The organism is Pseudomonas sp. PS01270, from assembly GCF_029959775.1.
Classification (GTDB): Bacteria; Pseudomonadota; Gammaproteobacteria; order Pseudomonadales; family Pseudomonadaceae; genus Aquipseudomonas; species Aquipseudomonas atacamensis.
Genome location: NZ_JASCPT010000063.1, coordinates 23,687 through 33,597, shown reverse-complemented (window position 1 = coordinate 33,597; position 9,911 = coordinate 23,687). Strand labels below are relative to the sequence as shown.

The 9,911-nt window shown below is 59.0% G+C and carries 13 protein-coding genes; 5 read left to right on the top strand and 8 right to left on the bottom strand.

Features of this window, described 5'->3' with window-relative positions:
* Positions 1–179 precede the first annotated feature (179 nt).
* Positions 180–749, bottom strand: coding sequence for an elongation factor P (locus tag QMX86_RS17485; RefSeq protein WP_003226785.1), 570 nt, complete (start codon positions 747–749; stop codon positions 180–182).
* 48 nt (positions 750–797) lie between these two features.
* Positions 798–1,940 carry an elongation factor P maturation arginine rhamnosyltransferase EarP gene (gene earP, locus QMX86_RS17480; protein WP_130929311.1) on the bottom strand — a complete coding sequence of 381 codons (1,143 nt, stop codon included), beginning with the start codon at positions 1,938–1,940 and terminating at the stop codon, positions 798–800.
* Between the two features lie 125 nt (positions 1,941–2,065).
* Between earP and QMX86_RS17475 the strand changes: the two genes are divergently transcribed.
* Both QMX86_RS17475 and QMX86_RS17470 read left to right on the top strand, forming a co-directional pair.
* Complete coding sequence (locus QMX86_RS17475; protein ID WP_122707268.1) at positions 2,066–2,482, top strand: hypothetical protein; 417 nt, start codon at positions 2,066–2,068, stop codon at positions 2,480–2,482.
* A 2-nt stretch (positions 2,483–2,484) separates the two neighbouring features.
* On the top strand, positions 2,485–2,967 hold the full coding sequence (locus QMX86_RS17470) for a GreA/GreB family elongation factor (RefSeq protein ID WP_024013776.1): 483 nt from the start codon (positions 2,485–2,487) through the stop codon (positions 2,965–2,967).
* A 9-nt stretch (positions 2,968–2,976) separates the two neighbouring features.
* Here the strand turns inward: QMX86_RS17470 and cysB are convergent, their stop codons facing one another.
* The 5 genes from cysB to QMX86_RS17445 all read right to left on the bottom strand — a co-directional run bounded on the left by cysB (position 2,977) and on the right by QMX86_RS17445 (position 6,933).
* Positions 2,977–3,951 (bottom strand): HTH-type transcriptional regulator CysB, encoded by a 975-nt coding sequence (gene cysB / locus QMX86_RS17465; protein WP_016770873.1) that lies wholly within the window; start codon positions 3,949–3,951, stop codon positions 2,977–2,979.
* 113 nt (positions 3,952–4,064) lie between these two features.
* A complete protein-coding gene (locus tag QMX86_RS17460; protein WP_016770874.1) occupies positions 4,065–4,568 on the bottom strand; it encodes a universal stress protein in 504 nt (167 codons plus the stop codon).
* Positions 4,569–4,665: 97 nt separating this feature from the next.
* Positions 4,666–5,571, bottom strand: a complete 906-nt coding sequence (locus QMX86_RS17455) for a 5'-nucleotidase (protein WP_024013777.1) — start codon at positions 5,569–5,571, stop codon at positions 4,666–4,668.
* Between the two features lie 22 nt (positions 5,572–5,593).
* Positions 5,594–6,550, bottom strand: coding sequence for a putative 2-dehydropantoate 2-reductase (locus QMX86_RS17450; RefSeq protein ID WP_110646060.1), 957 nt, complete (start codon positions 6,548–6,550; stop codon positions 5,594–5,596).
* On the bottom strand, positions 6,547–6,933 hold the full coding sequence (locus QMX86_RS17445) for a thioredoxin family protein (protein WP_110646059.1): 387 nt from the start codon (positions 6,931–6,933) through the stop codon (positions 6,547–6,549). Before QMX86_RS17445 ends, QMX86_RS17450 begins: the two co-directional genes overlap by 4 nt.
* Between QMX86_RS17445 and QMX86_RS17440 the strand changes: the two genes are divergently transcribed.
* Together QMX86_RS17440 and QMX86_RS17435 are read left to right on the top strand one after the other, a co-directional pair.
* Positions 6,932–7,375, top strand: a complete 444-nt coding sequence (locus tag QMX86_RS17440) for a PilZ domain-containing protein (RefSeq protein ID WP_056788469.1) — start codon at positions 6,932–6,934, stop codon at positions 7,373–7,375. The genes QMX86_RS17445 and QMX86_RS17440 overlap by 2 nt on opposite strands.
* A 129-nt stretch (positions 7,376–7,504) precedes the next feature.
* Positions 7,505–8,581 carry a 3-deoxy-7-phosphoheptulonate synthase gene (locus QMX86_RS17435; protein ID WP_016770878.1) on the top strand — a complete coding sequence of 359 codons (1,077 nt, stop codon included), beginning with the start codon at positions 7,505–7,507 and terminating at the stop codon, positions 8,579–8,581.
* Positions 8,582–8,641: 60 nt separating this feature from the next.
* Here the strand turns inward: QMX86_RS17435 and QMX86_RS17430 are convergent, their stop codons facing one another.
* On the bottom strand, positions 8,642–8,923 hold the full coding sequence (locus tag QMX86_RS17430; protein WP_016770879.1) for a GNAT family N-acetyltransferase: 282 nt from the start codon (positions 8,921–8,923) through the stop codon (positions 8,642–8,644).
* 639 nt (positions 8,924–9,562) lie between these two features.
* Between QMX86_RS17430 and oprI the strand changes: the two genes are divergently transcribed.
* Entirely contained in the window at positions 9,563–9,814 is a 252-nt protein-coding gene (gene oprI / locus QMX86_RS17425; RefSeq protein WP_003183784.1) for an outer membrane lipoprotei OprI, read from the top strand.
* The last annotated feature ends 97 nt before the right edge of the window (positions 9,815–9,911 follow it).

Sequence of the window (9,911 nt, the reverse complement as noted above, 5' to 3'; positions counted from 1 at the left end):
ACCACCGTCCCATTGTGGGAGCGAGCCTGCGCGCGAAAGCGTCCCGTCAGACAGCGCTTCATTGAATGACACACCGCATTCGCGAGCAGGCTCGCTCCCACAGGGTTCCGAGTGTTTCTTACAGGCACAAAAAAACCCGACTCAATGGTCGGGTTTTTTCTTTCCGCAAAAAGCAGTGCTTATTTCGCACGGCCTTTGTAGGAACCGCCTTCGCGGGTATCGATCTCGATCATGTCGCCGATTTCGATGAAGTCGGCAACCGACAGCTCGGTACCGTTCTTGAGTTTGGCAGGCTTCATCACCTTGCCGGAAGTGTCACCGCGAGCGGAGCCTTCGGTGTAGTCAACCTGACGCACGATGGTGGTCGGCAGTTCTACGGAAACCAGACGCTCTTCGAAGAATACGGCTTCGCAAACGTCGGTCATGCCTTCTTCAACGAAAGGCAGAACGCTTTCGATGTCTTCGGCGTTCAGCTCGTACATGGTGTAGTCAGTGGTGTCCATGAACGTGTAGGTGTCACCGCTGATGAACGACAGGGTGGCTTCTTTACGATCCAGGATCACGTCGTCCAGTTTGTCGTCCGCACCGTAAACGGTTTCGGTCTTGTAACCGGTCAGCAGGTTCTTCAGCTTGGTCTTCATGATCGCGCTGTTACGGCCCGACTTGGTGAATTCAGCTTTCTGAACCAGCCAAGGATCGTTGTCGATACGGATCACGGTACCGGGTTTGAGTTCTTTACCAGTTTTCATTGCGAATATCCGAATTTGGATGGGATTTACAAAAATCTAGGCCGCGTATCATATCCAATTTACATAAAACTGTACCAGCGCCGTGGCAAGATCCGCCTGCAAGGCCTGTTCCAGACACCATGCCTCGGCGTTTTTCTCGAGTTCCGGCCAATGATTTCGCACCGCCAGCCAGTGCTCGCCGATCGGTTGCCCGGCACTCCACGCTCGCCACAGACCGTTCATCGCCTGCGCCGCAGCGGGCGGAAGGCCTTGGGTGTAGAGCGCGAGAAAAGCATCAAGCTTGTCCAGATGGATGTCATCGTCCTGCTGATAGATGTGCCAGAGCATCGGCCGCCCCGCCCATTGCGCGCGAACGAATGAATCTTCACCGCGCACCGCGTTGAAATCGCAGCACCAGAGCAGATGGTCGTATTGGTCCTGCCGGACGAACGGCAGCACCTGCACGGTGAGCGAATCGCGCACGTGAATCGCGCCGACCGTCAGGGTTTCTACCTCCAGCCAGCGCGCCACATCGCCGAGAATCCGCCCTTCCGGCACCAGCAGGTGAGTCGGCCGTGCATCGGCCGCCAGCACATCCAGCCAACTGGCCAACCCGGCGTTTTCATAAGCAAACAGCGAGATCAGTTGCGCATCGGGCGCGGGATCAATACCCAGACCTTGCAGGAAATGTCGCTGAGCCGGTCGATCCTGCTGAAACTGCCGACGCTGTTCGAGCAGTCCGCGTTCGCGCAGCAGGCCACCGGTGCCCGGCTTGAAGCCCGGAAAGAAGAAGAACTTCTGCACCGTTTTGTATTTTACCGACGGCAAGCCGTGGCAGCCGGTAACCCAGTCTTCGGCGCTGAGATAATCGAGGTTGAGCCACAGCGGTGGCGTTTCCCGTGCGGCCATGCTGTCCATGTAGTCGGCGGGCAACTGACAGGCGAAGGCGGCGATGACTACGTCGGCCGCCTCGGCGTGCAGCCATTCGCTCGGCCACTGATGCACCTCGACACCCTGCTGCCACTGCTGCGCAAGATCAATATCGATCTCAGGACAGAGGCGCTCGAACGCGCGCAGATCATCCACCCACAGGCGCACCGGCAAGGCATGCTCGGCCACCAGCTGCCGGGCCAGGCGCCAGGTCACGCCGATGTCGCCGAAGTTATCGACCACGGTGCAAAAAATATCCCAGCGGGGTTTCGCTTTAGCCATGCCGTTCTCCCGTTGGCAAAAAACCTCGATTGTCCGCATAAATGCGCTCGCGCAGAAGAGCCGACGGCGATTAATCTTCGTGCGACAATCGCCGCTTGCCCGCAACCATCCGCCAGGAGGCCGCCATGCCCTACCGTCCCAATCCCCGTCGTCCCTTGCCTGTTCAGCTTAGCGTGCTGCATCTGACCGGCAGCATTGCGCTGGGCCTGTGGCTGGGGTTCCTGGCGATTGCGCTGACCTGCTGGCTGCTTTCGCGCTTTATCTTTCCCGAGCAATTGGCCCCTGTCGCGCAAGCGGTGCAGCAGCGCGTCAATCCTCCGGCTGTGGCGCCCGTACAGGTACAGCCGGACATTCCACCGCAAAGTCCGCTGTTCCAACAGTACGAAGAAAACCTGCGCAAGAATGAACAGCAGGCCCGACTGGATCAGGCGCGCGCCAATTCGCGTAATGCGTCGAACCCGAAATGCCAGTTCTGGCTGCAGCAGGACCAGACCGCGCCGACGGAAAAGAGCCGCGCCAACGTTTTGCAATTCTGCGATTGATCATGAACAAACACAGTGTCCACCAGTTGATTCTCGACAAGCTGCGCATTGACCTCGACATCGCCGAGCGCGCCGCGCAAACCGCTTACGAAACCGCGACCCACGAAGAAAACATCGCCGAAAACAAGTACGACACGCTGGGGCTGGAGGCGTCGTATCTGGCGGCGGGTCAGGCGAAGCGGGTTGAGGAAATCCGCCAGTCACTGGCGCTATGTCAGAACCTGACCTTGCGTGCCTACGATGAAAATCGCGGCATTGAAGTCGGCGCCCTGCTAGGTCTGGAGGACGAAAAGGGTCGCGAGCAATGGCTGTTTCTGGCGCCGGATGCGGCGGGGCTGAAAGTCGACGTGGTCGGTCAGCCGATCACCGTCATCACCCCGCGCTCGCCGCTGGGCAAAAGCCTGCTGGGCAAGTTCGCGGGCGATGAGGTGGAGATTCTGGTGGCGGGCACCCGGCAACAGTTTGCTGTCACCGAGGTGCTCTGAGGCGGGTGCTTAGTGAACGGGCAGTTCGACGCCGTCGAACAGCTCTTCGAGCTCTTGCTTGTTGTGGCACTGAATGGCCTTGGCCATGACTTCGCGGGTCAGGTGCGGGGCGAATTTCTCGATGAAGTCGCACATGAAGCCACGCAGGAAGGTGCCACGACGGAAACCGATCTTGGTGATGCTCGACTCGAACAGCTCGCTGGCATCCAGTACCACCAGGTCGTTATCGAGTTTGGTATCGACCGCCATTTTAGCCACGATGCCTACGCCCAGCCCCAGACGCACGTAGGTTTTGATCACGTCGGCGTCAGCAGCGGTGAACACCACTTTCGGCGTCAGGCCACGATGGCTGAAGGCTTCGTCGAGCTTGGAACGGCCGGTGAAACCGAACACGTAAGTGACGATCGGATATTCGGCCAGCGCTTCGAGGGTCAGCTTCGGCAGCTTGGTCAGCGGGTGGCCATGGGGTACGACCACGCAGCGGTTCCAGCGGTAGCACGGCATCATCACCAGATCACCGAACAGCTCCAGCGCTTCAGTGGCAATGGCGAAATCGACGGTGCCGTCAGCGGCCATTTCGGCGATCTGCATCGGCGAGCCCTGATGCATGTGCAGGGCCACGTCCGGGTATTGCTTGATGAAATTGCTGATCACCGGCGGCAGCGCATAACGCGCCTGGGTGTGGGTGGTGGCGATCGACAGGGTGCCCTTCTTCTCGTTGGAGAATTCCTGGGCAATCTGCTTGATGCTTTCGACTTTGCGCAGAATCTCGCCGGCGGTGGTGATGATGCGCTCGCCGGCCGGGGTGACGCGGGTCAGGTGCTTGCCGCTGCGGGCGAAGACTTCGACGCCCAGCTCGTCTTCCAGCAGGCGGATCTGCTTACTGATGCCCGGTTGCGAGGTGTACAGGCTTTGAGCGGTAGCGGAAACGTTGAGGTCGTGGTGCGCCACTTCCCAGATGTAGCGCAGTTGTTGAAGCTTCATATCAATCCCTCAAAGCAGGTAGACGCCACGGGCATCAGCGACGGTATATAACTATATTAATGGTTCGAAGAATAAATCTAGAACTTTTTTATCAAAACGCCATTATTCCTGCTTCAGCGATCCTCACGCCGCCGACGTTCCATCAGCGGCACCAGATAGACCGGCACCTTGGCCAACTGCAGGACCCGCGCCGCCGTGCGCCCCAACGGCGTTTCCGCGCCGACGCCATGGCTGTGACTGCCGACGATCAGCAGATCGACCGAGAGCTTGTGCACCTGATCGAGAATCACCTGCGACGGATCACCCTGCAGCACGCGCACCGCGCGAATGCGCTGCAGATCCTGTTCGCCGTCGTCCCCCAGTTCTTCACGAAAGCTATCGAGCACCCGTTGTTCGATATTGGCGATGACTGTTTTCAGACCCTGACTATGGAATTCGTTCAATGCCTGTTCGTCGAGATAGCTTTGCAGCACTGACTCGGCAAACAGGCCCATGGGTTCCACCGCGTGCACTACATACAGATCGGCATTGAAGGTGCGCGCCAAGGCCAACGCATGCTGCATCACGAACGGTGCGTACAGACCGAGGTCGGTGGCATACAGCATTGAGCGAATCATGGGACCTCCTCGCGAGCCAACGATGGCGGAGATTGATTCAGCTTAGCAGTGCCTTGGCGAGTACGACGTGCGACGCAACGTCCTGAATGAAAAGGCTCTAGATCGGCGGTTCGTTGCTGATGCCATGGGGCACATGGCCGGTGGCGACCACTTCGCGAGCCAGTTCGCAATGGCCGGTCTGGTCATCGAAGAACACGTCGGCGGCGAAGGCTTCGAGGAACGCCGATTTGGTCAGGCCACCGAGAAACAGCGACTCATCGAGACGAATATCCCATTCCCGCAAGGTGCGAATCACCCGCTCATGGGCCGGCGCCGAACGCGCGGTCACCAGCGCCGTGCGGATCGGGCAATCGTCATCGGGAAACTCGCGCTGCAACAGATTGAGCGCTGCCAGAAAGCCCTTGAACGGCCCACCACGCAATGGCTCGCGCGCCGATTCGCGTTCCTTGGCCTGAAACGCTTCCAGGCCGCCGGACTGATAGACGCGCTCGGACTCGTCCGAGAAGATCACCGCGTCACCGTCGAAGGCGATACGCAATTCATCGCTGGCCGCGCGGCTGGCGCCACCGGACAGAATCGTCGCGGCGGCGAACCCGGCGTCCAGCGCGGCACGCACGTCTTCGGCGTGGGTCGAGAGAAACAGGTCGCAGCCAAACGCTTTCAGATACGGATACGGACTGCGCCCGCCGACGAACGCCGCACGAGAAATCGCCAGGCCGTAATGATGAATCGAATTGAACACGCGCAGACCGGTGTCGGCGCTGTTACGGGAGACCAGAATCACCTCGACCCGCGCGCGGCCGAGGCGACTGTTCAGGCTCAGGAGTTTTTCCACCAGCGGGAACGCATCGCCCGGCGCGAGGATTTCGTCTTCGTGCTCGATCTGATATTGCCGATAGGCTTCGACGCCGCTCGACAGGTAGACCTTGTGGCTTTCGCTCAGGTCGAACAAGGCGCGCGAGGAAATCGCCAGCACCAGTTTGTCATCGATGTTATTGGCCATGCCTTCCCCCAGAACAACCGACTCAGGTATTGCGTCGGTCGATAAAACCCAAATGGCGATACAACGCCTCGATGCGTGGCAACTCGCAGCCCGCCGCGTTCGCCGCCGCCAGTGGCCGGGCGTAGATCGCCTCCAGCTCCAGCGGGCGTTTGTGTGCAAAGTCGTGGTACATGCTCGGCCAGTAATCGGGCATTTTTTCCGTCATGGTGAACAGGTACTCGGCATAGCCGGGCGGGATCTCGTATCCACAGGCCCGGGCGCCGTGCACCACTTCCGCCATCAACGCCTGAATCGACAGGCGGCTGTCAGCATCAGCCATCAGCGCTTCGGTTCCCGCGCCGAGCAATACCGAAAGTCCGTTATAGGGAATATTCCACACCAGTTTCTGCCAGCGCGCCTGATGCAGGTTGGCCATCGCCTGCGAGTCGATGCCGGCGGCACGGAACAGTCCGGCTCCCTCCTCGACGATCGCCATGCGCGCTACTTCATCAATGGCCGAGCCGCTGTGATAACCGACATTCACCGCGCCAAGGGCCTGATGGGTAATCTGCCCCGGCCCTTCGCGGTGCACGCAGATCAGGCACAGACCACCGAGCAGATGCAGTGAATCCGGCAACAGTGGCCGCAGGCTGTCTTCGACATCCAGACCGTTCTGCAGCAACAGCACTTTTGCGTCAGGTTTGGCGGCCTGAATGATCGCCGGGGCCAGACCGGCGTTGCTGGTAGTCTTGGTGCCGACCAGCAGCCAGTCACAGGGTGGCATGTCTTCGGCAGCGGAATAGGCATTGGCCGGATGCAGCGTCAACGGCCCGTGCACCGCACTGTTGATCTGCAAACCGCGCTCAACCACGGCGGAAAATTCGCTGCGCAACAAAAAGTGCACGTCAAACCCGGCACGCGCCAGCATCACCCCGTAGAACCCGCCGATTGCACCGGTGCCGATAATCCCCACCACCGGTTTGCTGACTGTCTCGCTCATGGCAACTCCTCTGCAATTCGACCCAGCGCCTGCGCTACTGCCTGGTTGAGTTGGTCAACCGTCAAACGAGTGTGCACTGCGCCAAAGAACTCGCCGTCGCGCACCACAAACAGCGCCGGCAAATGAAACACCTGATAACGCTCGACCAGCCCGCCATTGTCGCCGGCGTCAATCCAGCACAGCCGATCGATAGCCAGCGGCAATCCCGGCAACACCTCGCGGGCATAACGACAACTGGCACAGCCGACGCTGGTGAAGATCACCAGAGAAACCCCGCGCATCGCCAGCAGCCGCTGGTCGGCGTCGAAGTCGGTCAGCTCGGATTCGACCACTATACTGGGGGAAACAATGTCAGATGGCCGACACAGGGAGTCTGTGCTCATGGGACGTTTCATTCCTCATCCGGACGAAGTGCCGGTTGAATTGACGTTACTCAAGCCTGAATGCATTTCCAGACAACAGCTGCACACTATCAGCCTCGGCGGCATCGCTTGCAATTACCACCGCGCCTGGCGCCACGGCACTGCGCTGCAAGTGCGCATGCCGACGCTGAATGCCGACTTCTGTTGCCCGGGCTATGTGGCCTGGTGTCTGCGGCGTAAAAAAGGCTATCTGGTGGGCATTGCCTTCACTGACGAACAGACCCTGTTCAGCGCGCGAATGGGTGAGCAGGTGTGTCAGATCGAACGCTATTCACGCATGCAGGACAGCCACGACGATCTGCAGGATAGTCAGGCGCTGGCCCTGCAGTGGGTCGAGGAGCACGCCGAAGAGTTCTCCCACGACAACCTGCGCAAGGCTTTTGCGCAGCCAGCGCTGGACTAAAGCACGGTTTGCCCATTGTCGAGCCGCCTCTGACGCGCTAAGGTTCGGCTCCCCCGACGCGCTAAATCTGCTGTGCTCCGCCGCGCGGGGATCGCTGGCGGCCGGCACCCGTGACCTGACGAGTAAACGATGGCTGATTTACCGATCAACGACCTAAACGTCGCCTCTAACGAGACCCTGATCACTCCCGATCAGCTCAAGCGTGATATCCCCCTGAGCGACGCCGCCCTGCGCACCGTCACCAAGGGCCGCGAAGTCATTCGCAACATTCTCGATGGCACCGACCACCGTCTGTTCGTCGTGATCGGCCCGTGCTCGATTCACGACATCAAGGCTGCCCACGAATACGCCGATCGCCTCAAGGTGCTCGCCGAGGAAGTCTCCGACACCCTGTATCTGGTCATGCGTGTATATTTCGAGAAGCCGCGTACCACCGTCGGCTGGAAAGGTCTGATCAACGATCCGTATCTGGACGACTCGTTCAAGATCCAGGACGGTCTGCACATCGGTCGTCAGTTGCTGCTCGACCTGGCCGAGAAAGGCCTGCCGACTGCCACCGAAGCCCTCGACCCGATCTCCCCGCAGTACCTGCAGGATCTGATCAGCTGGTCGGCCATCGGCGCGCGTACCACCGAATCGCAGACTCACCGCGAAATGGCTTCCGGCCTGTCCTCGGCGGTCGGCTTCAAGAACGGCACCGATGGCGGCCTGACCGTGGCGATCAACGCCTTGCAGTCGGTGTCCAGCCCGCACCGTTTCCTCGGCATCAACCAGGAAGGTGGCGTGTCGATCGTTACCACCAAAGGCAACGCCTACGGTCACGTGGTGCTGCGCGGCGGTAATGGCAAGCCGAACTATGATTCGGTCAGCGTGGCGCTGTGCGAGCAGGCGCTGAACAAGGCGAAGATCAAGCCGAACATCATGGTCGATTGCAGCCACGCCAACTCCAACAAGGACCCGGCCCTGCAACCGCTGGTGATGGAGAACGTCGCCAACCAGATCCTCGAAGGCAACCAGTCGATCATCGGCCTGATGGTCGAAAGCCACCTGAACTGGGGCTGCCAGGCAATCCCGAAAGACCTCGCCGACCTGCAATATGGCGTGTCGATCACCGATGCCTGCATCGATTGGTCCGCCACCGAAAACACCTTGCGCAGCATGCACGCCAAGCTCAAGGACGTATTGCCGAAACGCCAGCGCACGTAAGCTGCGTTCTAAGCGCATAAAAAAACGCCGGGCATTGTCCGGCGTTTTTGTGTGTGCGATTCAGATCTTCGCGGCGCGACGCTGATGGCGTTCCATGTAGCGCTCGACGTAGGAGCAAGACGGGATCACCGTGTAGCCCATTTCTTCGGCGTATTGCAGCGCGCGTTCGGTCAGCGCTGCGGCAATGCCACGGCCGCGCAGGGCATTGGGCACGAAGGTGCGGTAGATATCCAGGGTCTGCTTGCCCAGATCCATGTAGGTCAGGTAAGCACGATGACCGTCCACAGTGGTCTCGAATTGATGACCAGCCTGGTCATGGTGGATGGACAACGCCTCGCTCATCACTACTCCTCGCGGGTCTTGAATTGTGACCCCTACCTTACCGATGTTTTTCCGGCGAAGGAACATCTACGCCACCCCGTGCCTGATGGACACTGAGAAGAGCCACACCGATCTCGCGCAATCTGACACCTGCTGAATAGTAGGCACCATTGGCGAAAATGCTCAAGGTACGCTCGTCATCGGATGGTTTGCGTGCGTTGGCATCGATGGTCGCAGGTTCGGCCGCAAGACAATCTTTGCGTGCCGTTTGCCTGAACATTGCCGGAATGTTGAGACTTAAGACGTGCAACCTTTTTTAAAGTCACCTGTACATCAACAAAGATACGCGAAGCGCTTCGCAGAACCTGAACAAAAGTGTGGACGAATTCATTTAGAAAGACTTTAGCCGAAGTCGCAAAAACAGCGCACGAGGGCGGGAACTTTTTCCGTTTGAGTCGCTCACGCCGGGGCTTGCAGCTGGATATTTTTTATACAGCGCAGTTAAAAGTTGCTCGAAAAAGAATCAACGCCTACAATTTTTTTTGCTTCTTGCGCTACGTCAGTTTACTTACTACAAGTAATGGGTAGTATGTACGCCGGCTATTTCCTCAATCGTGAGGAGACAGCCACTTAATTTGAAAGTCCTTGAAGGGGAACACGATGAACAACGTTCTGAAATTCTCTGCTCTGGCTCTGGCCGCAGTTCTGGCTACCGGTTGCAGCAGCGCATCGAAAGAAACCGAAGCACGTCTGACCGCTACTGAAGACGCAGCTGCTCGCTCCCAGGCTCGTGCAGACGAAGCTTACCGTAAAGCTGATGAAGCTCTGGCTGCTGCTCAAAAAGCACAACAGACTGCTGACGAAGCTAACGAGCGTGCTCTGCGCATGCTGGAAAAAGCTAGCCGCAAGTAATAATCCCTCGGGATTGTTATCGAGCCGATCCGGTTTTCCGGGTCGGCTTTTTTGTGCCCGGTGCTTTTCCCCGGGCAATAAAAAACCCGCCGACGCT

Coding starts and splice junctions, on each gene's coding strand:
- cysB (WP_016770873.1), bottom strand. CDS start 3,951: ATGAAGCTTCAACAACTGCGCTACATCTGGGAAGTGGCGCACCACGAC.
- QMX86_RS17455 (WP_024013777.1), bottom strand. CDS start 5,571: ATGGCCAATAACATCGATGACAAACTGGTGCTGGCGATTTCCTCGCGC.
- earP (WP_130929311.1), bottom strand. CDS start 1,940: ATGGCTAAAGCGAAACCCCGCTGGGATATTTTTTGCACCGTGGTCGAT.
- QMX86_RS17440 (WP_056788469.1), top strand. CDS start 6,932: ATGGGACGTTTCATTCCTCATCCGGACGAAGTGCCGGTTGAATTGACG.
- QMX86_RS17445 (WP_110646059.1), bottom strand. CDS start 6,933: ATGAGCACAGACTCCCTGTGTCGGCCATCTGACATTGTTTCCCCCAGT.
- QMX86_RS17435 (WP_016770878.1), top strand. CDS start 7,505: ATGGCTGATTTACCGATCAACGACCTAAACGTCGCCTCTAACGAGACC.
- QMX86_RS17430 (WP_016770879.1), bottom strand. CDS start 8,923: ATGAGCGAGGCGTTGTCCATCCACCATGACCAGGCTGGTCATCAATTC.
- oprI (WP_003183784.1), top strand. CDS start 9,563: ATGAACAACGTTCTGAAATTCTCTGCTCTGGCTCTGGCCGCAGTTCTG.
- QMX86_RS17450 (WP_110646060.1), bottom strand. CDS start 6,550: ATGAGCGAGACAGTCAGCAAACCGGTGGTGGGGATTATCGGCACCGGT.
- QMX86_RS17475 (WP_122707268.1), top strand. CDS start 2,066: ATGCCCTACCGTCCCAATCCCCGTCGTCCCTTGCCTGTTCAGCTTAGC.
- QMX86_RS17485 (WP_003226785.1), bottom strand. CDS start 749: ATGAAAACTGGTAAAGAACTCAAACCCGGTACCGTGATCCGTATCGAC.
- QMX86_RS17470 (WP_024013776.1), top strand. CDS start 2,485: ATGAACAAACACAGTGTCCACCAGTTGATTCTCGACAAGCTGCGCATT.
- QMX86_RS17460 (WP_016770874.1), bottom strand. CDS start 4,568: ATGATTCGCTCAATGCTGTATGCCACCGACCTCGGTCTGTACGCACCG.